We start from the raw sequence: 21,420 nt of genomic DNA, 5'->3' as shown, positions 1-21,420 counted from the left end.
GTCACAAGAAAAAGCCGCCGGGCTCAGGTCCGGCGGCTTTTTTCATGGCGGTGACAGCAGGAAACTCACGGAAGCGTGACGGTCCAGACTTCGAAGTTCTTGCGCACGTCGACTTGACGCGCGGTGCGTGCCGTGAAGCTGAAGGTGCTGAGCGACGCGCCCTGGGCGTATTGCCAGCTGTTGTTGTTGGCCGGCACGCAGTGCGCGTCGCTGCCGCTCACGGGCTGGCAATAGACCATCGCCTTGCGGGCCGTGCTGCGCACGGTCACGGTTTCGCTGAAACGGGCGCCGCTGGGGCCGGGTGCGCGGCCGAAGACGCCGAACGAGGTAGGCGCGAGCGCGCCATTCGGAACCACCCAGCCGTCGAGGTCGCCATCGGCGCTGAAGTCGACGTTGTTGGGCTCCGACGGGGTCGGCGCCCCGAAGACGATGCCGCGCGCGGTGTTCTGGCTCTCCGCGAGCAGTTCGGCGCGCAAGGCAGGTGCGAGTTCCACCAGGGGGGTCTGCACGGCTTCCGCAATGGTGGGCACACGGGAGAAGGTGCGCACGTATTGCACGACATTCGGCGTTGTGCCGTCCGCGCGGAAGAACTCCAGTTTCCACACGGTCTGGTCGGCAATTTTGCCGAGCTGCTCGTCGGTGTATGGCGGCGTGGCAAAGAGGTTGGCATTCTCGAAATCGCTCGGGCTGCCGGTCTGGGCTGGATCCAGGTAACGCGCGGACATGCGCCACAGGGCCGAGTTCAACGCCGAGCCCGCAGTACCGTCCGGCGTGAGCACCAGCGTGTTCAGGCCAGTCTTGGGCACCAGGACCAATTCCTTGCCCGGCAGCGATGCCGTGGTCGCCACCACCTTGGAAAGGATCGGGTCGCCATTGCCGTCGCGCACGTTGTCGATCGAAATGGCGTAGCCGACCGAATGGAAGACCAGGTTCTGGTGCTTCAGGTAGTCCTTCTTCTCGAGCTGCGGACGTACGGCTGCGCGGTAGGTGTTGCTGTTTCCGGTGAGCTTCAGCGCGCCGTCCACGATCTTCGCGTTGATGAAGTCGTTGTCGGTGTTGCCGATGATGTCGGTCCAACGAAACGTCAGCGCGATGTCCCCGTTGGCATGGAAGTATTCGAAGTTGCCGCGGTCATGCTTCAGGTTGGTGGGGCCGAAACGGAACAGGCTTTCGAACGAGCGGCGCGCACCGCTGCTCACGCGGCCGACGGGCGCGCCGGCCGACACGAAGTTGGCCGGGTCGTCGCCCACGAACAGCGTGCGGCACGCCGGCGCCACCACGTTGGCGGCGCTGCCGTAGGCATTGCCGTCCGACTCGATGGGGCTGTCGACGCGCTGTGCAAGCGGCAGCGCATAGCAGGCGTTGATGCGGTCGAGCAGGGCCTGCACCATGGCCGGCGTGGGTGGCGACACGAGAGATGCCGTATCGACAGGGGGCAGCGTTGCAATGACGGCATCGCCGCTGCGAAAGACGATCGAAACCGGCGGGCTGTCGTCTCCGGCGGGCAGCGCCTTCACGGTGATTTCGATGTTGGCGGCCGTGCCGTCGGGGCGGACCGACACGTTGATGGCGTCCAGCACCCGGTCCTGCCCCGTGCCGTTGGCCGTGAACTCGCCGCTCATCGGGTCGATGCTCAGGTTGAGCGCGGTGAGGAGCGGCTGCAGCGCGGCAACCAGCTTCGCCACCTGGTCGCCGATCGATCCGGCGGTGACGGCGCCGGCATCGGCCTGGATCGCAGCGGCCAGCTGCGAGGGATCGCCGTTGGGCGAAAGCTGCGCCACGATGATGGTGGTGAGCGGCGTCACGTTGGTGGTGCCGGTGGCAGTGCTCGCGGTGGTGCTGTACAGGGTCAGGTCGTCCCGCACGGCCTGGATGACCAGCGGCGCCTTGGTGCCGGCCGGCAGCGAGCAGCTGTAGGTGCCTTCGGCCGTGGTGGTCACTTCGCAGACCTTGTCACCGGTCTGGTCGAACACGGTGAGCGCCGCGCCCGCAAAGGCTGCGCCGGTGGCGACCGTGCCGCTCAGCGTGGTGGAGGCCGGCTGGTCGCCGCCACCGCTCGATGTAGAAGTCGACGCCGTCGGCATGAAGCCAAAACCTCCGCCGCCGCCGCCCCCACCACCACCGCCGCACGCGCCAAGAAGCGCCAGGGTGACAACGGACAACGCATGGGGAATTTTTTGGGTGATAGAGGGCATCGGTAGGCTCTTCGCAAAGGTTGTGGTTCCCGGACCTCCCGGGGCGCCGCAAACAATAGCTTTCACTTTTCCAAAAAAAATGATGCAAATGCACCATTCTTCAAAGGGTCCGACGAGCGGCAGAAGGATCACGGAAATATGGGATGCGCGCGTCGCGGTCTCGATGGAAGACTTCCGCGATGACCCGACCGGCTGCACTGCACGACTTCAGCGAACTATTGCTACGTCTTTACCGGCTCTCGCACGAGCTGCCGATCAGTGCCTTCCAGGACGCCGCGCTCGATCTCATCAAGCCGGTGCTGGCTTTCGACTCGTCGATGTGGGGCAGCGCCACGCGCACCGACAAGGGCATCGACATCCACACCATCCACCTGCATAACCAGCCGGCGGAAATGATTGCGGCCTACGAGGAGGTGAAGCACCTGGACACCGCCGCGGCAGAGGTGGGCAAGCGGCCGAAGTCGACGCTCGTGTTCAATGCCGACGCATGGTTCCACCGCAATGACCAGGCACAGCTGCGCCAGCACGGCCGACGGTTCGGGCAGGCCAATTTCTTCATCAGCTCGGACGCGAATCCGCTGACTCATTTCGTTCATTGGCTCACGCTGTTCCGCTCCGACCCCGACGCGCATGGATCGGAAGACGAACGGCAGCTGCTTGCGCAACTGACGCCGCACCTGATGCAGGCGCTGGCACTGAACCGCATCGTGCACCTCGACCGGCTGGAGGCCGGCGTCCAGGCGCCGCACGGTGGCTCCGCAATCGGCGACCTTCGCGGCATGCTGTATCACGCCGACGGGCTCTTCGAGACGGCGCTGAAGACGGAATGGCCGTCCTGGCACGGGCGGACGTTGCCCGAACCACTGCCGAAGCACTTTCTCAGCGGCAACAAGCGATACAGCGGGCGCGCGGTGGTGGTCACCCACCATGTGGAGCAGCGCCTGCTGTTCCTCAAGAGCCGCAGGCGCTGCCTGGCGGACAGTCTCACGGCGCGCGAACACACCATTGCCGAGCTGCTTTCCAGGGGCGACACCCACAAGGACATCGCCACCATCTTGAGCCGCTCGCCAGCCACGGTGCGCAACCACATCCAGTCGATTTACGACAAGCTGCAGGTGAGCAACGTGGCGGGCCTCATCCACGAACTGCGGCTCGCGGGCTGACCCGCCCGCTCAGCGCCGCCTTCCTTACTTCGGCCGGATCGCGTCCGCCGTGCCCTGGATGAAGGCCTTGATGCTCTCGATTTCTTCGGCCGAGAGCTTGCCCGTGAAGTCGGGCATGCCGCGCGCCATGGCCGGGCCGTTGAGCACGAACTTGTCCAGGTTCTCGATGTAGGCCGCGTCCATGTAGCCGAGGTTCGGAATGTTGCCGCCGCGGTCCACGCCCGGCACGCCGTGGCAGAACACGCAGTTGCTCACATAAAGCATGGTGCCGGCCTGCACCTTGGCGGGGTCGTACTTCACGCCCTCGACCAGCTTGCTCATGCGGTACTGCACGAACTCAGGCATCTTGGCCGTGCCGCCGACCGCGAAGGTGTAGACGGTGCCCGGGCCTTGCCGTTCGGTGGCGCGCTGCGCGAGGCCGTACACGCCGCCCCAGCCCACCGCGACGGACACGTATTGCTTGCCGTCGACCACGTAGGTGGACGGGGCTGCGACCACACCGGTGCCGGTGGGGGTTTCCCAGAGCTTCTCGCCGGTCTTGGCGTTGTAGGCCAGCAGGCGACCGTCGGCCGTGCCCTGGAACACGAGGTTGCCTGCCGTGGTGAGCGTTCCGCCGTTCCACGGCGAGGCGTAGTCCACGCCCCAGGCTTCCTTTTGCGCCACCGGGTCCCAGGCGATCAGACGGCCGAAGGGCTTGCTCTTGGGCGGCTCGGCATTGGCGAACATGGCGGTGTTCCAGCCCATTCCTCCGTGCGGGCGGCCGGGCACGTTCTGGTCGAACTTCCAGTCCTTGTCGTCCATCAGGTTGATCGGCACGTTCTGCGCGGGCAGGTAGGCGAGGCCCGTCTGCGGGTTGAACGACATCGGGTGCCAGTTGTGCGCGCCGAAGGGGCCCGGGATGCTGTCGCCGGGCTTTTCATTCTGGCGCGCGGCGGCGATCTCGATCGGCCGGCCGTTGGTGTCGTAGCCCGTGGCCCAGTTCACTTCGACGAAATTCTTGGCCGAGATGAACTTGCCGTTGGTGCGGTCGATGACGAAGAAGAATCCGTTCTTCGGTGCGTGCAGCAGCACCTTGCGCGACTTGCCGCCGAGCTTGACGTTGGCAAGGATCATCGACTGGGTGGAGGTGTAGTCCCAGTTGTCCCCGGGGGTCTCCTGGTAGTGCCACACGTACTTTCCGGTGTCGGGGTTCAGGGCCACCACCGAGCCCAGGTAGAGGTTGTCGCCGCCGCTCGGGCTTCGCTTGCTGCGTGCCCAGGGCGAGCCGTTGCCGGTGCCCACGTACATCAGGTTGAGCTCGGGGTCGAAGGCGAAACTGTCCCAGGCGGTACCGCCGCCGCCTGCCTCCCAGTACTTGCCGCTCGGGTCCCAGGTCTTGGCGGCGCGCGCCATGGACTCGTCCTCGAAAGGCTTGCTCGGATCGCCCGGCACCACGAACCAGCGCCATTTCTGGTCGCCGGTCTTCGCGTCGTAGGCCGTGACGTAGCCACGCACGCCATATTCGGCGCCGCCGTTGCCGATGATGACCTTGCCCTTGAAGACGCGCGGCGCGCCGGTGATGGTGTAGGAGCCCTTCTGCCCCTCGATGGTGTTCTTTTCCCAGACCTTCTGGCCCGTGGCCGCGTCGAGCGCAATGAGGCGGCCGTCGTAGGCCGCCACGTAGACCCGGCCTTCGTACAACGCCACGCCACGGTTCACCACGTCGCAGCAGCCCCGGAAGCCCTTGGCCTTGTCGACCTGCGGATCGAAGGTCCAGAGCTTCTGCCCGGTGCGCGTGTCGATCGCGTGCACCACGCTCCATGATGCGGTGACGTACATCACACCATCGACCACCAGCGGCGTGGCTTCCACACCGCGCGTTGACTCGAGGTTGTAGGACCAGACCAGGCCCAGCTGCTTCACGTTGCCGGCATTCACCTGGTCGAGCTTGCTGAAACGCGACTCGGCGTAGTCGAGGCCGTAGCTCGGCCAGTCGGGCGTCTTCTTCTGTGCCGCGTTGTCTCGAATGAAGTTGCTGTTCACCCGCTGGACGGCCGCGGCGGCGCGGTCCTGCGGAGTTCCGGCCGCCTGGGCCGAAGCCGTCGATGCGCCCAGGCACAGCCATGCAACGGCGAGCGGAAGCAGCCCGGCGTGGATCTTTGTCATCGTGAGTCTCCTTTGTGCCGCAAGGATCGTTTGTGTGGCCCTTGCCAGCACCCCCGGGATTTCCCCAGGCCGGCGCTGTTCCATTGCAGAACACATTCGCAGGGTCACCGATTTCTCCATTTCCTGGACCCCCCGACTTCGAGGAGCAGCGAACAGCATGGCTTTCGAAAGGCTGGGCACGGCCACCGCGCCGCGCCAACTCTTTTCCACCACGCCCGCGCAGCGCGTGGCGCTCGCGCGGCAGCAGTTCTTCGAGGAAGGCGTGCGCCCATCGGGGCTCGTCGGCGAAGCCGTGATCCAGTCGTGGCTGCGCTGCACCCGCAATCACAGCGACCGCCAACGCATCGTGCCTTTCGATGCGGTCACTCCAAGCCGGCTGCACGCCACACTGGCGCGCAACCGCGAACTGCTCGAGGTTGCGCAGCAGGAGCTCGCGAGCATGGAAAACGCGCTCTCGGGCACCGACTCCCGTGTGATCCTGACCGACGGCGAAGGCGTGGTGGTGCACGTCACGCAGCATCCGACCGGGGCGCACCAGCCGGTGTTGCGCAAGACCGCGCGCGTGGGCGTGAACATTTCCGAGCGCATGGTCGGCACCACGGCGCCGGGCATTGTGGCGACCACGGGGCAGGCCTGCACTGTCGACGGTGCGGAGCACTATTTCGACGTGCTGTCCCAGATGCAATGCGCCGCGGCGCCCATCCGCGACGTGACGGGGCGTTTGGCCGGCGTGCTCGACATCACGATGGAGGCGCGGCGCTTCGGTTTCGACGCGGCCTCGATGGTGGCGCTCTACGCCACAACCATCGAGAATCGGCTGCTGCAGGCCCAATCGCGCGACCACTTGATCCTGCGCTTCCAGGCCAGTCCTAGCTTGCTGGGCACGCCGATGGAAGCACTGGCCGGCGTGGCGCCCGACGGCACCATCGACTGGCTCAACGGCGCCGGCGCACGGCTGATAGGCCGCTTGCCGGAGGAGGCCTGCGAGCGCGACGTCGAGTCCATGCTGGGCCACGATCTTGCGAGCCTGCTGCGCCTCGAACGGCGCGAAGCCGCCCAGCCGCTGCGCCTGGCCAGCGGCCTTGGCGTGTGGGTGCAGGCGCGGCTCAAGGCAGCGGACGGCGCGGATTTCAGGCATGCGGTGGCGATGCCGGGTGAGACCAGTTCAGTGGTGACGACGGCGCCAGCACCGATCGAGACTGCGCCCTCAGACGCCGGCGCTTCGCACGCACGGGAGCCAGAGACGCTTCAGGGCGAGACTCTGCGCGAGCACAGCCGCAAGCTGATCGAGGATGCGCTGGCCGCGCAAGGCGGCAACGTTTCGCAGGCGGCGCGGCAGCTGGGCGTGTCGCGCGGCACGCTGTACCGGCGGCTGCGCGAATGGCGCGAGGAAGACAAAAGCGCAGCGCCGGGCGGATTCTTTCCGGAGAGGGCAAACCTCGGAAGCTAGGGCAAGGCTGCGTGCGCCGGCGTATGCGCATGTCGCCGTGCATCGGCGGTGCTGCCGCGGCCTTGCCTGCAGTCTCTCAGGCCGAAGGTATTCCGTACTCGCGCGCAGCGCGTGCGCGGCGCGCGCGCGCATCGGGCTGAAGCGGCCGCAGGTACTCGTGCAGGGCCAGCGCGGCCGCACCCACCGCAGGCGCCAGCTCGCCATGGTGGGCCAGCCGCAGCTCGGGCGCGGGCATGCCGGCCGCATCGGCATGGCGCTTCACCATGTCGAAGGCCGCTTCAGCCAAGCCGCGATGGTGAGTGCACGACTTGCCGCCAAGCACGATCGCACGCGGATCGAAGGTGACCCACAGGTTCTGCAGCAGCACGCCGAAGAAGGCGGCCGCGCGCGCCGTGTCGGGCGCCTCGCGCTCCAGCGCGCGCGAGCCGAAGAAGGCTTCGGCGCAGCCCCTTCGGCCGCATGAGCACAGCGGCCCGTCGATCTCCAGGATGGTGTGGCCGATCTCGCCCGCCATGCCTTGTGCGCCGGTGAAGAGGCGATCATTCAGCACCACGCCGGCACCGACGCCCACGTCGCAGCTGACGAAAATCAGCGGATCGCCGCCTTCGCCGCCGAAGAATTCGTACTCGCCGAGCGCGGCGGCATCGGCATCGTTCTGCAGCTGCACCGTGACGCCCGGCAGGCCCGCCGCGGCAAAGGCTTGCTCGAGCGCGGGCAGCAGGCTCACGTTGCGCCAGCCGAGGTTGGGCGCAAAGCGAACCACGCCGGTGCAATCGTCCACCGCGCCGGGCACGCAGACGCCGATGCTCGACAGGCGCAGCCCCCTTTCGTTCAGCTGCCGGTGCGCCTCCGCGGCCATGCGCGCTACCTGCGCGCAGACGCCTGCCGGTGCGCTGTCGGTCAGCGCATGCGTGTCGGCATGGAGCACCTCGCCCTGCAGCGAGACACAGGCCAGACGCACGGTTTCGACGGCGATCTCGACGCCCATCAACGCGCGCACGCCGACGTTGATCTGCAGTGGCGTGGAGGGCCGCCCCAAGCCATCGGCAACAGTCGTACCCGCCTCGCTGAGCCAGCCCTCGTCGAGCAGCTCGCGCACCAGCAGGCTCACGGTCGATTTGGTGAGGCCGCTTTCGTCGGCGAGCCGCGCACGCGATAGTCCCGGACGGGCGCGCAGCAAACGCAGCAAGACGCTGCGGTTCATCCGCTTGAGCAGCTGCTGATCGCCGATGGTCATGATCCGACCCCCAACCTGCGAACCACGGGCGCGCCTGCGTTCACCTGTGCGCCTGCTCTTTTCCTTCAGGACGCTTGCCGGCGATGATCATCCCGAGCACTTCGTCTTCGGTGACGTCCGCGGTGCGGTAGGTGCCGACGAGCTTGCCGTTCTTCATGACCGCGACGCGGTCGCTCAGCGAGAACACGTCGGGCATGTCGTGCGTGATCAGGAAGATGCCGACGCCATCGGCTTTGAGCTGCTTCACGAGCCCCCCGACCATCGCGGTTTCTTCGGGGCCGAGCGCGGCGCAGGGCTCGTCCATGATGAGAATGCGCGCATTGAAGTACAGCGCGCGCGAGATCGCCACCACCTGCCGCTGCCCGCCAGAGAGGCGGCGCACCGGAATGCGGATGTTGGTGAAGTTCTTGTTCAGGCGATGAAACACCTTGCGCGCCTGCACTTCCATGAAATGATCGTCGAGCGTGTTCCAGCGCGTCATCTTCTCGCGGCCGAGAAAGAGGTTGGACACCGAGTCGAGGTTGTCGGCCAATGCGAGCGTCTGGTAGATGGTCTCGATGCCCAGCGCCTGCGCCTCGGCGGGCGTGCGGATGTGAACCTTCTCGCCCGCGATAAGCGTGTCGCCCGAGTCGATCGGGTAGGCGCCCGCAAGCATTTTCATGAGCGTGGACTTGCCGGCCCCGTTGTGGCCGAGCACCGCGACCACTTCGCCGGGATGGAGGTTGACGCTCACGCCGTCCACCGCCTTCACGCCGCCGAAGGCCTTGCGAATCTCGCGCAGTTCGACGAGGGGTCTGGATGTGTCGATGGTGCTCATCTCAGTTCTCCCCGAAGCGCTTGCGATAGAGAACGTCGAACACCACCGCCACGATCAGCACCTGCCCGATGATCACCATGCGCTTGCCGATGGGCACGTCGAGCAGCAGCATGCCGCTGTCGAGCGATTGCATGATGAGCGCGCCCAGCACCGAGCCGAAGATCGAACCGCTGCCGCCCGCGAGCGCCGTGCCGCCGATGACGGCGGCCGCGATCACGTACAGCTCCATGCCTGTGCCGAGCGAGTTGGTGCCGGCATTGAGCCGGGCAATCGACACGATGGCCGCCACCGTGACCAGCACCGCGAGCAGCGCGAACAGCATCAGCGTGACGCGCTTGACCGGAATGCCCACCAGCGCGGCCGCATCGGGGTTGCCGCCCATCGCGAACACGTAGCGCCCGAAGCGCGTGCGGTGCACGATGAACGACAGCACGATGGCCACCACGGCCCAGATCAGTACCGGAATGGGCAGGCCCTGCGGCGCGTCCTTCGACGCGATCTGGTAGTTGTTCATGACTGCCGCGAAGACGAACACCACCGCCACCGGCACGGCCGTCAGCAGCAGCTCGAGCCACAGCGGCTCGTTAGGCATTTCATGATGGGCGCGCGCGCGGCGCTTCTGCAGCATGCGCGCGAACAGCACCACCGCCACAAACGCTGCGAGAACCCAGGTCGCGGTGGTGCCGATGCCGCCGTCGTAGCCGCCGCCCAGGCGTTGGAAGAACTCGTCGTTCACCGGCTGCGTCTTGCCGTCGGCCACCAGGAACGCGGCGCCGCGAAACGACATCAGGCCGCCGAGCGTGACCACGAACGAAGGCACGCCCAGCATCGCCGTGAGCCAGCCCTGGTAGATCGACACCAGCAGCGCCACCGCCAAGCCGGCCAGGCAGGCCGTAGGCCACGACCAGCCCGATGTGTATTGCAGGTAGGCGATCAGCACGCCGACAAAGCCCATGACCGAGCCCACGGACAAGTCGATGTGCCGCGCCACGATGACCAGCACCATCACGGTCGCGACGATGCCCACCACGGCCGTCTGCTGCGCCACGTTGTAGAGGTTTTCGGGCGACAGGAACACGCCGCCGGACATCACGTTGAAGACGATGCCCATGACGACCAGCAGCACGCTCATCAGCAGGAGCCGCAGATCGACGCCCGCGCGCCGCCACCAGCCTGGCGTTTGATTGCTCATTTTTCAGATCCTCTCGAAGAAGAAACAGGTGCGCGGCCACGCGCCGGCCCGGCCTTCGGGCCGGCCGGAACCGCGAGACGGCACAGATCGGGGAGCGCCTGCGGGCGCGCTCGCTACTTGCAGGCGGCTGGCGCGCTGGCGGCCGGGACGCCCTTGCAGAGCTCGTCCTTCTTGATCCAGCCGGCCTTCACGACCACGTCGAGGTTGTCGCGCGTGATCGGCACCGGCGTGAGCAGGCGCGACGAGAGCGAGATCTTCTTCGGCCCCGAATTCCACGGCGCGGCCTTCTCGGCCGGCTTGCCTTGTGTGAGCGCGATGGCTGCGCTGGCGGCTTCTCGGCCGAGCTCGCGCGAGTCCTTGAAGACGGTGGCGGTCTGCGTCCCCAGCGCAATGCGGTTGAGCGCGGCAAAGTCCGCGTCCTGTCCCGACACCGGAACGCCGCGCAGGCCCTTGGCCGTGAGCGCGGCCACCGCGCCGCCGGCCGTGCCGTCGTTGGCCGCCACGACCGCATCGACCTTGTTGCCGACCTTGGTGAGGATCTGCTCCATGTTCTTTTGCGCGACCTCGGGCTTCCAGCCTTCGGTGTACTCGTCGCCGACGATCTTGATGTCGCCCTTCTTCACGGCGGCGTCCAGCACCTCTTGCTGGCCTGCGCGCAAGAAGTCGGCGTTCGGGTCGCTCGGCGAGCCCTTGATGATCACGTAGTTGCCCTTGGGCTTGACCTTGAAGACCTCGCGCGCCTCCATGCGGCCGACCTCGACGTTGTCGAAGGTGATGTAGAAGACACCGGGTGCTTCGATCAACCGGTCGTACGCGACCACGGGCACTTTCTGGCGCGTGGCCTTGGTGATGGCGGGCAGGATCGCGTCCTTGTCCATCGCCAGCACGATAAGGGCCTTGGCGCCCTTGGACATCAACCCCTCGATGTCGCCCAGCTGCTTCTCCGGCGAGCCGCCCGCGTCGGCGCTGATGTACTTGGCGCCGAGCTTCTCAAGCTGGGCCTTGATCGCGGCCTCGTCGGTCTTCCAACGCTCTTCCTGGAAGTTGGACCAGCTCACGCCGACCACGGTTTGCGCCACTGCGCCCACTGCGGTGAGGCCGAAGGCCATGGCGGCCAGGGTGTGCTTGAGTTGCATCGATGTCTCTCCTTGGAGGTTTTGCCCGGCGAAAAAGCCGTGTAAGAAATTAGTTAGTTTGAAGGGCGAACTAACTATCCCATCGCTGCTGCACGATGGGCATCCGGGAATTCCCGGGGAACGGAGGCGCGTGTCGGCTTCGGTAAAGCATTTCGGTTTTCGATGCTCAGATCAAAAACACATCGACGTGATCGGTCATTGAACGAAGCAACGATTCTTGAGATGCTCGGTTCGTGATCAACGAGCTCAGAACCTTTATCGCCGTTTGCCGCCATGGCACCTTCGCCGCCGCGGGAGACCGGATCGGCCTGACCCAGTCGGCGGTCAGCAGCCAGATCAAGCGGCTCGAAGAGGCCCTGGGGTTCGAGCTCTTCGACAGGACGGGGCGTTCGGCCACCTTGAATGCGGCCGGCGAGACGACGCTCGGACGCGCCGAGGAGATCTGCGCGCTCTATGCAAAGCTCGGAGAACTGCCCAATGACGCGGCGAACGGCGGACTGCTGCGGATCGGCGCCATTGCCTCGGCCCAATCGACGCTTGTGGCGAGGGCACTTGCAAAGCTGCGCACCACGCTGCCGCTGCTGCGCGTCCATGTGTCGCCGGGCGTGTCGATGCGGCTGATGGACGAGCTCGACGCCGGCAAGATCGACGCGGCGGTGATGATCCGGCCGCCCTTCGGGATTCTTCCGGAGCTGATGTGGCAATCGCTGGTGCACGAGCCTTACGTTCTTATCACGCCGACGAAGGTGCCCGGAAAAGACTGGCGCATGCTCCTGCAGGAACAGCCCTTCCTGCGCTACGACCGGGCATCGTTCGGTGGCCGCATGGTCGAAAGATTTCTTCGGCACGAAGGCATTGCGGTGAAAGACGCCATCGAGCTGGACGAGATTCCAGGGCTCATCCACATGGTCGCCAAGGGACTGGGCGTTGCGCTGGTTCCGCTGGTCGAGGCGCATCTTCCCCTTCCTTCGGGCGTTCGCGTGCTTTCGCTCGGCGAGCTCACGTTCTGTCGCGAGGTGGGTCTTCTTCAACGCAAGCCGAGGGCGAGCCCGCCCGTGGTCGCGCAGTTTGCGCAATGCTTGCGGGAGGCGGCCGAAGCCACGGGTGAAAAAGCCCGGACTTCAAAGGCAGGGAGCGACGGCGGAAAGCGCCGCTAGTCTGGCGACCGCCGCATCAAGCGCCGGCGAGCGGAAATTCTTCGGCGCTGAACACCGTGTGAAAGACCGTGCCGTCGAACATCTCGAACAGGCGCTTGGAGAGCTCGCGGCTTTCGTAGCGCACGGGTGAATCGAGCGCCAGCGCGATGTCTTCGCGGCTGGCATAGCGGGTCGACAGCACCATGGCCAGTTCGGGATCGCTCACGTCGCTTTCGATCTGGCGCAGCACGCGCACCTCGAGCACCCCGGGGAAGCGGGTCCAGAGCGGCACCAGCTTCTCGTGCACGTGCCGGTCGAAAGCCTCTTCCATGCCGGCCTTGACCTTGCCTCGGAAAAACGCGCAACGGATGAACATGGGTGTCTTCTTTTACTGGTTGAAGTATGTTGTGGAGCGGCGCGCTGGATGCGGCCCCCTGTGCGTTTTCAATCGCGCGCGTAGCCGTTGAACTGGCGCATCATGGCGGCCGTGTCCTCGGCTCCGAGCCCGGCCGCCACGAAGGCGCGGTGCAGCTCGGATACCGCGCCCGCCAGCGGCAGCGGCAGGCGTTCGGCCTGTGCAAAAGCCTGCACCGCCTCCAGGTCCTTGAGCATGTTGTCGATGCGTCCGGTGGGCGTGAAATCGCGTGCAGCCATCTTGGGACCGAACTCGCGCAGGATCTGGCTGTCGGCCCGCCCACCGGCCAGCGCGGTGTGCAGCTTCGTGGCATCGACGCCGCCGGCTTCGGCCAGCCGGACCGCCTCGGCCACGGCCTGGAAACCAATGGCGCAGAGCAGCTGGTTGACCAGTTTGGTGGTCTGGCCGGCGCCGCTTTCGCCCATGCGGGTGTAGTTGGCGCACAGGCTGTCCATCACGGCGCGCGCGCGTGCCACGTCGTCCTCGCTGCCGCCCGCCATGACCGTCAACTGACCGACAAGGGCCTTGGGCGCACCGCCCGAGAGCGGCGCATCGACGAAGCCCATGCCGGTGCGCTCGCGCAGCATCTGCGCGAGCCGGCGCGTGGAAGACGGGTCGATGGACGACATGTCGATCAACAGCCGGCGCGAATCAACCGGGGAAGCGGCGGCCACGCCGGTGTCGCCGAACAGCGCACGCTCCACCACCGCGGCCGAATTGAGGCTGGTGATGACGAAGTCAGCAGAGCCCGCGGCCTCAGCCGCGCTGGCGGCGGCCTGCGCGCCCTGTTGCACCAGCGCCGCGACCTTGGCGGTGTCGAGATCGAACACGCATACCGCGTGGCCGCATTCGAGCAGGCGGCGCGCAATGGCCGAGCCCATGATGCCGACGCCGATCACGGCCACGCGTTGAGCTGGAAAAGTCATGCGGCAGCTTTCAGTGGGAAGGCGCAATTCTGTGCGCACGCGATCAGGCGCGCCCCCACGGAAGCCACGATCAGCGGCACCGGCTCGTCGATGGCCGCGTGCAGCACCTCCGGCTCGTCCGCACCGGGTTTCTCGAAGGCCTGCAGTTGGCTGTCGAGCAGGGCCGGTGGCATGTAGTGCCCGCTGCGCGCCTCCAGGCGGTGGCGGACCAGTGCGCGCGGCCCGTCGAGGCACACGAAGTGCAGGCCGGGCGCTGCCGCGCGCAGGCGGTCGCGGTAAGCGCGCTTCAGCGCCGAGCAAGCCACCACCACGCCCGCCGGCGCCGCGGCCTCGTCGCTCAACCGTGCACCGATGCGTTCCAGCCAGGGCCAGCGGTCCTCGTCGCAGAGCGGCACGCCGCCGCGCATGCGCGCCACGGCCTCGGGCAAGTGCAGGTCGTCGCCGTCGACCCAGGGCACGCCCAGCACGCAGGCCAGGGCGGCGGCCACGCTGCTCTTGCCGGTGCCCGAGACGCCCATCACCACCACGGCCAGCCGCGCCCGGAATGGTTGCTGCAGCGGAGCCATGGGAATCAAAGGCTGGCAGTTATGCCGCCGTCCACGTACAGGATGTGGCCGTTGACGAAGCTGGATGCATCCGACGCGAGAAAGATCGCGGCGCCGCCGAGTTCTTCCACGTCGCCCCAGCGCCCGGCGGGCGTGCGGCCGGAAAGCCACGCGGTGAATGCCTCGTCGGCGACCAGCGTCTGCGTGAGTTCGGTTTTGAAGTAGCCCGGACCCAAGCCGTTGACCTGGATGCCGTGCTTGCCGAGGTCGATGGCCATGCCCTTGGTGAGCATCTTCACCGCGCCCTTGGTGGCGGCATAGGGCGCGATGCCGGGGCGGCCCAGCTCGCTTTGCACCGAGCAGACGTTGATGATCTTGCCGCGCTTGCGCTCGATCATGCGCTGCGCCACGAAGCGGCCGACGAAGAACACGCTGTCGATGTTGGTGGTAGTGATCTTGTGCCAGGCGTCGATCGGAAACTCCGCGAACGCGCCACGATGTTGCATCCCGGCGTTGTTGACCAGAATGTCGATGGCGCCGACCTCGGCTTCGATGCGGGCCACGCCTGCTTCCACCGCGGCGGCGTCGGTCACGTCGAATGCCATGGCCTCGGCCGCGACACCGCGGGCGCGCAAGTTGTCCCGCGCCGCTTCCAGCGCGCCGGCATCGCGCGCGTTGAGCACGATGCGTGCGCCGGCCGAGCCCAGCGCCGCAGCCAGCGCAAAGCCGATGCCCTTGCTGGAGCCGGTGATGAGGGCGGTGCGCCCGGAGAGGTCGAACAGTTTCAAGCGGAGCTCCAGAGGATGAGCGAAATGCGCACGAGGCGGCAGTTCAAATACGTTACCGGTATCCAATTGAGCCGTCAATGGTGAAAACCTCGTAAGGGCATCCTACCAAGGCACCTAGGTAGCAGTTAAAGTTACCGGTATCTTTATTGCGCCAGCCGGCGCTATCCCTTGGGAGATTCCGCTTGACCGCTGCCACCACACCCCCGCACGTGCTGATGCCGGGCCCCTATCCCGAATGGGACATGGCGCCTATGGCGGCGAGCTACACGCTGCTTCGCTGGTGGGAAGCGGCCGACCGGCAGGCCTTCATTGCCGAGCACGCGCAGTCGATCCGCGCGATAGCCACGCGGGGCGAGTTGGGCGCCAGTACCGAGCTGATTGCGTCGCTGCCCAACCTGGAGCTGGTCGCCTGCTACGGCGTGGGCACCGACGGCATCGACCTTGCCGCCTGCCGCGCGCGCGGCATCCGCGTCACCAACACGCCCGACGTGCTCAACGGCGATGTGGCCGACCTTGCCGTCGGGCTCACGCTGGCGCTGCAGCGGCGCATTTCGGACGGCGACCGCTTCGTGCGCAGCGGCGAATGGGCCAAGACCCCGATGCCGCTGACAACGCGCGTGTTCGGTCAGCGCGTGGGCATTGCCGGATTCGGGCGCATCGGCAGCACCATTGCAAGGCGTCTCTCGGGCTTCGAAATGGAGCTGGGCTACTTCAGCCGCACGGCGCGCGAGGACAGCCCGCTGCGCCACTTCAACAGTCTCACGGCCATGGCCGACTGGTGCGACGTGCTCATCGTCATCCTGCCTGGCGGCGAGGCAACGCGCGGCATCGTCGATGCCGAGGTGCTGCAGGCACTCGGCCCCAAGGGCTGGCTGGTGAACGTGTCGCGCGGCACCACGGTGGACGAGGGCGCGCTGCTGCAAGCGCTCGAGCAGCGCACGATCGCGGGCGCCGCGCTCGACGTGTTCCTGAACGAGCCGCGCATCGACCCGCGTTTTGCGGCGCTCGACAATGTGGTGCTGCATCCGCACCATGGCAGCGGCACCGAACAGACGCGCCGAGCCATGGGTGATCTGGTTCGCCGTAATCTGCAGGCCCATTTCGGTGGCCAGCCCCTCGTTACCCCGGTCGCCTGACGGCCTGAAGGAGAACCCCATGCGTATGCGTTGTATGTGCCTCGTGATCCATGCCCCCGATGACCTGCGCCTGGAGGAACAGGACGCCGGAGACATCGGCCCGGGCCAAGTGTTGGTGAAGGTGGGCATGGGCGGCATCTGCGGCTCCGATCTGCATTACTTTCACAACGGCGGCTTCGGCACCGTTCGAATCAAGGAGCCGATGGTGCTGGGCCACGAAGTGGCGGGCACCGTGGTGGCCACGGCGCCCGGCGTTGACAGTGTGCGCATCGGCGACAAGGTGGCCATCAACCCGAGCCGCCCGTGCGGCGCCTGCAAGTTCTGCCTCGAAGGCCTGCCCAACCAGTGCCTGGACATGCGCTTCTACGGCAGCGCCATGCGCACGCCGCACGTGCAGGGTGCGTTCCGCAACATGCTGCTATGCGAAGCCTCGCAGTGCGTGAAGGTGGCGGAGCATGTGCCGCTGCGCCTGGCGGCGCTGGCCGAGCCGTTCTCGGTGGGGCTGCATGGCGTTTCGCGCGCAGGTCCGCTCTTGGGCAAGCGGGTGCTGGTGTCGGGCTGCGGGCCTATCGGCGTGCTGGCCATTGCGGCCGCCCGTGCGCACGGCGCTGCCGAGATCACCGCCACCGACGTGGTCGACGAGCCACTGGCCATTGCGCGCGCCATTGGCGCCGATCAGACCATCAACGTCGCGCAGGACAAGGCCTGGGTGTCGCGCTATTCGGCCGACAAGGGCACCTTCGACGTGATGCTCGAATGCTCGGGCAACGAGCGCGCGCTGCGCGACGGGCTCGAAGTGATGCGCCCGCGCGGCGTGGTGGTGCAACTGGGCCTGGGCGGCGACGTGAGCATTCCGCAGAACATGGTGGTGGCGAAGGAGCTCAGCATCTGCGGCTCGTTCCGCTTCCACGCGGAGTTCGCGCTGGCGGTGCGGCTCATCAACGAAGGCCGGGTCGACCTGTCGCCCGTGGTGTCGCACACCTTCCCGATGCAGCAGGCACGTGAGGCCTTCGAACTGGCGAGCGACCGCCAACGCGCGATGAAGGTGCTGATCGACTTTGCCGACGCCGGCGCGGAAACCGCCGCGGCCTGATCGGCCTCAGGAGCTTTCGCGCTGCTCGACGCGGAACGGGATCAGCACCGTTTCGGGGGGGGGCCGATGGCCTTCGCGGGCGCCGTCGATCACGCGCAGCAGCAATTCGCCCGCCGCCCTTCCGATGCCCACGCAGTCCACCGCCACGGTGGTGATGCGCGGGTGCGAGGTGCGGGCCACCTCGAAATCGCCGAAGCCCGCAATCGCGATGCGGCCCGGCACGTCCCAGCCACGGCGCTGGCATTCCATCAGCGCGCCAAAGGCCGAGAGGTCAGACACGCACATCACCGCATCCACGTCCGGCCATTGCCGGATCAGCTGCACCACGGCCTCGCCACCCTGTGCCATTGAGATCGGGGGCTGGCCGAAGCTGATGACGCGCGCCTCGGGCAGACCCAGTTCGCGGATCGCCTCGGCATAGCCGCGTTGCCGGTCGGCGCCGCGCGTATCTCGGTTCGAGGTGCCGCCAATGAAAGCGATGCGCCGATAGCCCTGGCCGTGCAGGTGCCGCACCATCGCGGCAGCGGCTTGCGCGTTCGAGAAGCCGACCGTGTGCTCGATCGGCGTGGCTGGCAGGTCCCAGGTCTCGACCACCGGAATGCCGGCCGCCTGCAACATGGCGCGCGCGGCGGGCGTGTGGGCGCCGCCGGTGAGGATCACGCCCTCGGGGCGGCGCGCGAGCATGGCGCGGACCAAGCGCTCCTCGTTCTCCACGCGGTAGTCGGTGTAGCCCAGCAGCAGTTGGAGCCCGCGCGCCTCCAGCGCGCCGGCAATGCCTTGCGCGGTTTCGGAAAAGTTGGAGTTGTTCAGCGACGGAATCAGCACCGAGACGAAGCCCGAGCGCTTGCTGGAGAAAGTGCGCGCGGTCTGGTCGATGACGTAGCCCATCTCCTCGCAGGCCTGCAGGATGCGCTGGCGCAGCGCCTCCGAGGTGGCTCGTTCGCTGCCCGTGCTGCGGTTGAGTGCACGCGACACCGTCATCTTCGAGACGCCGACGCGCGCGGCAACGTCGGCCATGGTCGCCGGGCGGGGCAAGGGGGCGGAGGCTTTGGTCGGGGGCAAGGTGCTTTCTCTGGATGCGGGTCCGAGCATAGGCGAGGACTGGCTGGAACAGAGTGCTTGAGGTTACCGATATCGCAAAGCGAGGGCTTGGTAACAGAGTCCTGAGACTCGATGGCCGTTCCACGCGGTTTTTTTGAGGGCACCCTTGGCGCTTAACGATGGCAATTAACTAAGAGATGCCGCCTCACCTCAAGCTCGACGCTCGAGAGGGTCGATGGTATGCCGCTGCTGCTGCCTCCAACTCGCTCGCTACGGCAGCTCCTGTCCGCTGGCGGGGTCAGAGGTGGGACGCATGGCACCATGCAAGGGAGAAGGCGTGAGCTGACGATTGTCGGCGGCGGGTTGCACCAGCGGGATGGGTTGCGTGCCGTCCATTCGGGTGCTGCCACTGCTGTTGGCCGGGCGCGGCAGCGGTGCTTCCGGCAGCACAGGCGCGGAGTCGACGCCGCGCAGCATGATGTTGTCGGTGTTCGGCTGCGCGCGCTGCTGCATGCCGCGGATCTCGTCGTAGCGGTCGTATGAGAACGCTTCGGCCGAGGCGCCGTCGCGCATGACCGCTGGGCGCAGGAACATCATCAGGTTGCTCTTGGTGCGCGAGCGCACTTCGTTCTTGAACAGGTTGCCGAACACCGGAATGTCGCCGGCCAGGGGCACCTTCTCGATCGTGTTGTTGTAGTCGTCCGAGAGCAGGCCGCCGAGCATCACCAGGCCGCCGTCTTCCACCAGCACGCTGGACTCGATCGAGCGCTTGTTGGTGGTCGGCCCGTTGGGGTTGTTGACCGTGTTCTGGTCGACCGTCGAGGTCTCCTGGAAGATGGTCATCTTCACGGTGCCGTTCTCGTTGATGGTCGGGCGCACGCGCAGCGTGAGACCCACGTCCTTGCGCTCCACCGTGGTGAACGGGTTGATGCCCACCGAGCCGGAGGTGCTGGCGTACTGGCCGGTGACGAAGGGCACGTTCTGGCCGATGACGATCTTGGCTTCTTCGTTGTCCAGCGTCAGCAGGTTGGGCGTGGAGAGCACGTTGGCATCGCCGTCGCTGTTGAAGAAATTGGCAATGGCGCCCAGGATGTACTGCCCGCCGATCTTGCCGGCGATGCCCAGGTTCAGGCCCGTCGATGGCCGCACGTTGGCCACGTCGCGCGTGGCCAGGGCCTGCGTCAGCGCGAGGATGTTGGCGCTGGCCAGGCTCGAGTTGGTGCCGATGACCGCGTTGTTGCCCAGCGCGCTCTGCCACTGGACGCCGAAGTTGGCGGCCTTCTTGGCGCTGACCTCGACGATCAGCGCCTCGATCATGACCTGGGCGCGCCGGCCGTCGAGCTTGTCGATCACCGCGCGCATCTGCCGGTACTGCGGCTCGGGCGCCGTGATGATCAGCGAATTGGTCGACGGATCGGCCTGGATCTGGCCACCGGTCGAAGGCTGGTTCGCATTGTTCAGCGGCGCATTGGCGGCGGCCGAGCCGCTCTGTCCGCCGAGGCTGGCCTGCTGCATGGTCTGCGGGATGTTGGCCTGTTGCTGCTGCGCCTGGCCGACGCCGCCCGCGGCGCCCGGCGTGCCCGGGATGCCGGGCAATTGGTTCGCGGCCATGGCGGCGCGCAGCGTGGCCGCCAGGCGGACCGCGTCGGCGTTCTTCAGATAGACCACGTAGATGTTGCCCGCCGCGCCGTTGCTGCTCTCGACCGGGGCGCGGTCGAGCTTCTCGACCAGCGTGCGCACCAGCGAGGCCCGCGCCGGATTGGCCGCGCGCAGGATGAGCGCGTTGCTGCGCGGATCGGCCAGGAGGGTGGTGCGGAACGACGCATCGGCCGCGCCCGGCGCCGCTGCGCCCGGTGTCGTGCCCGAGCCGCTGCCATCCACGAGGCGGGAGATCAGCGGCAGCATGTCGGTGGCGACCGAGTGCTTGAGCGGGATCACCTCGATGTCCGACGCATTGGGCACGTCGAGCGCTGCGATGATGCGTGCCAGCCGGCGCATGTTGTCCGCGTAGTCGGTGATCACGAGCGAGTTGTTGCCCGGATTCACGTTGATGGTGTTGTTGGGCGGAATGAGCGGGCGCAGCACCGGCAGCAGGCTGTTGGGCGACTCGTAGTTGAGCCTGAAGATCTGGGTGACGATCTGGTTGCCGGCCGACGAAGGCACAGCGCCGATGGAGGTGTTCACGGCAACGCTCTGCAGCTTGGCGTTGGCTTCGAGCACCACCTTGTAGAGGCCGTCGGCCTCCACCACCGCAAAACCCTGCAAACGCAGCGCCGCGGCGAACTGGTTGAAGGCAGCGGCCGGCTGCACGGGACGGTCGGTCACGAGGTCCATCGTGCCCTTCACGCGCGGATCGACCACCACGTCGCGGCCGGTGACCACGGCCATGGTGCGGGCCACGGCCTCAATGTCGGCGTTGGCGAAGTTGAGCGTGATGGGCTCGGCGCGGCCGCGCGATACTGCGGCGCCGGCCGAAGGAGAAGCCTCTGTCGACCGCGTATCCGCGATGACCTGAAGCGTGATCCGCAGTGACTTGCCTTGCAGTTCCGCCTTGTATGACGTCGATTGCCTGAGATTCAATACAACCCGGCTGCGCTCACCTGCCTGGACCACATTGATCGAGCGCAGGTTGGGTTGGCTCACTTCAATGGCTGCGCGTCCGACATCGTTTGCGGCACCGGGAAAGTCCAGTGCGATACGCGCCGGGTTTTGAACTGAAAACCCGCTGGGCAAAACGACGAGCGGTTGTGCCATATCGATCTGGATGACCTCGACACCCTGCTGCATGAAACCTGTGACCGCCTTGATTGCATTTTGCGCACGGGCCGCAGTGAACGCGCTGGCCGCAAGCAGACTCAAGCCCACGGCACGCACGTAACCAGCAAATGCGAAACCACTCGGCGTGATAGTGGCCTGCCTTATTTGTTCTGGTTCTCGCGTCAGCATGGGCACGCTCGCATGCATCAATCTCTTCATGGGCCAGTGCGGAAGTGAGTCATGTGTTT

17 protein-coding genes are annotated in these 21,420 nt (G+C 66.7%); 5 read left to right on the top strand and 12 right to left on the bottom strand.

Annotated features, from left to right (window positions below; genetic code table 11):
* Positions 1–65: 65 nt before the first annotated feature.
* Positions 66–2,195, bottom strand: a complete 2,130-nt coding sequence (locus J2X92_RS17935) for a carboxypeptidase regulatory-like domain-containing protein (RefSeq protein ID WP_307577317.1) — start codon at positions 2,193–2,195, stop codon at positions 66–68.
* Positions 2,196–2,374: 179 nt separating this feature from the next.
* Here J2X92_RS17935 and J2X92_RS17930 point away from each other — a divergent pair, with 179 nt between their 5' ends.
* A complete protein-coding gene (locus J2X92_RS17930) occupies positions 2,375–3,358 on the top strand; it encodes a helix-turn-helix transcriptional regulator (protein WP_307577316.1) in 984 nt (327 codons plus the stop codon).
* A 24-nt stretch (positions 3,359–3,382) separates the two neighbouring features.
* Here the strand turns inward: J2X92_RS17930 and J2X92_RS17925 are convergent, their stop codons facing one another.
* Complete coding sequence (locus J2X92_RS17925) at positions 3,383–5,503, bottom strand: PQQ-dependent dehydrogenase, methanol/ethanol family (RefSeq protein ID WP_307577315.1); 2,121 nt, start codon at positions 5,501–5,503, stop codon at positions 3,383–3,385.
* 157 nt (positions 5,504–5,660) lie between these two features.
* Between J2X92_RS17925 and J2X92_RS17920 the strand changes: the two genes are divergently transcribed.
* A complete protein-coding gene (locus J2X92_RS17920) occupies positions 5,661–6,953 on the top strand; it encodes a helix-turn-helix domain-containing protein (RefSeq protein ID WP_307577313.1) in 1,293 nt (430 codons plus the stop codon).
* Positions 6,954–7,029: 76 nt separating this feature from the next.
* On the opposite strand, the gene J2X92_RS17915 is transcribed toward J2X92_RS17920, so the two are convergent.
* The 4 genes from J2X92_RS17915 to xylF all read right to left on the bottom strand — a co-directional run bounded on the left by J2X92_RS17915 (position 7,030) and on the right by xylF (position 11,335).
* Complete coding sequence (locus tag J2X92_RS17915; RefSeq protein ID WP_307577311.1) at positions 7,030–8,190, bottom strand: ROK family transcriptional regulator; 1,161 nt, start codon at positions 8,188–8,190, stop codon at positions 7,030–7,032.
* Positions 8,191–8,230: 40 nt separating this feature from the next.
* Positions 8,231–9,007 (bottom strand): ATP-binding cassette domain-containing protein, encoded by a 777-nt coding sequence (locus tag J2X92_RS17910; RefSeq protein WP_307577309.1) that lies wholly within the window; start codon positions 9,005–9,007, stop codon positions 8,231–8,233.
* Between the two features lies 1 nt (position 9,008).
* Positions 9,009–10,199: a sugar ABC transporter permease gene (locus tag J2X92_RS17905; protein ID WP_307577307.1), complete on the bottom strand. Its 1,191-nt coding sequence runs from the start codon at positions 10,197–10,199 to the stop codon at positions 9,009–9,011.
* Positions 10,200–10,312: 113 nt separating this feature from the next.
* Positions 10,313–11,335, bottom strand: a complete 1,023-nt coding sequence (gene xylF / locus J2X92_RS17900) for a D-xylose ABC transporter substrate-binding protein (protein ID WP_307577305.1) — start codon at positions 11,333–11,335, stop codon at positions 10,313–10,315.
* 233 nt (positions 11,336–11,568) lie between these two features.
* On the opposite strand from xylF, the gene J2X92_RS17895 reads away from it, so the two are divergent.
* A complete protein-coding gene (locus J2X92_RS17895) occupies positions 11,569–12,492 on the top strand; it encodes a LysR family transcriptional regulator (protein WP_307577303.1) in 924 nt (307 codons plus the stop codon).
* Between the two features lie 16 nt (positions 12,493–12,508).
* Here J2X92_RS17895 and J2X92_RS17890 read toward each other — a convergent pair whose 3' ends face one another.
* The 4 genes from J2X92_RS17890 to J2X92_RS17875 form a co-directional block, all read right to left on the bottom strand.
* The gene (locus J2X92_RS17890) at positions 12,509–12,847 is read right to left on the bottom strand and encodes a hypothetical protein (protein WP_307577301.1); all 339 of its coding nucleotides are present in this window, start codon (positions 12,845–12,847) and stop codon (positions 12,509–12,511) included.
* A 68-nt stretch (positions 12,848–12,915) separates the two neighbouring features.
* Positions 12,916–13,812, bottom strand: a complete 897-nt coding sequence (locus J2X92_RS17885; RefSeq protein WP_307577300.1) for an NAD(P)-dependent oxidoreductase — start codon at positions 13,810–13,812, stop codon at positions 12,916–12,918.
* Complete coding sequence (locus tag J2X92_RS17880; RefSeq protein ID WP_307577298.1) at positions 13,809–14,378, bottom strand: gluconokinase; 570 nt, start codon at positions 14,376–14,378, stop codon at positions 13,809–13,811. Before J2X92_RS17880 ends, J2X92_RS17885 begins: the two co-directional genes overlap by 4 nt.
* A gap of 5 nt (positions 14,379–14,383) precedes the next feature.
* The gene (locus J2X92_RS17875) at positions 14,384–15,145 is read right to left on the bottom strand and encodes an SDR family oxidoreductase (RefSeq protein ID WP_307577296.1); all 762 of its coding nucleotides are present in this window, start codon (positions 15,143–15,145) and stop codon (positions 14,384–14,386) included.
* Between the two features lie 182 nt (positions 15,146–15,327).
* Here J2X92_RS17875 and J2X92_RS17870 point away from each other — a divergent pair, with 182 nt between their 5' ends.
* On the top strand, positions 15,328–16,281 hold the full coding sequence (locus J2X92_RS17870) for a 2-hydroxyacid dehydrogenase (RefSeq protein WP_307577295.1): 954 nt from the start codon (positions 15,328–15,330) through the stop codon (positions 16,279–16,281).
* Between the two features lie 19 nt (positions 16,282–16,300).
* Positions 16,301–17,374 (top strand): L-idonate 5-dehydrogenase, encoded by a 1,074-nt coding sequence (locus tag J2X92_RS17865; RefSeq protein WP_307577293.1) that lies wholly within the window; start codon positions 16,301–16,303, stop codon positions 17,372–17,374.
* Between the two features lie 6 nt (positions 17,375–17,380).
* Here J2X92_RS17865 and J2X92_RS17860 read toward each other — a convergent pair whose 3' ends face one another.
* Together J2X92_RS17860 and gspD are read right to left on the bottom strand one after the other, a co-directional pair.
* Entirely contained in the window at positions 17,381–18,391 is a 1,011-nt protein-coding gene (locus J2X92_RS17860) for a LacI family DNA-binding transcriptional regulator (RefSeq protein ID WP_307577291.1), read from the bottom strand.
* Positions 18,392–18,685: 294 nt separating this feature from the next.
* The gene (gene gspD / locus J2X92_RS17855; protein WP_373424857.1) at positions 18,686–21,361 is read right to left on the bottom strand and encodes a type II secretion system secretin GspD; all 2,676 of its coding nucleotides are present in this window, start codon (positions 21,359–21,361) and stop codon (positions 18,686–18,688) included.
* Positions 21,362–21,420: the final 59 nt, after the last annotated feature.

Origin of the sequence: Variovorax paradoxus (genome assembly GCF_030811855.1) — a bacterium.
Taxonomy (GTDB): domain Bacteria; phylum Pseudomonadota; class Gammaproteobacteria; order Burkholderiales; family Burkholderiaceae_C; genus Variovorax; species Variovorax paradoxus_L.
Note: the sequence above shows the minus strand (reverse complement) of the source record. Positions and strands in the feature narration are given on the sequence as shown.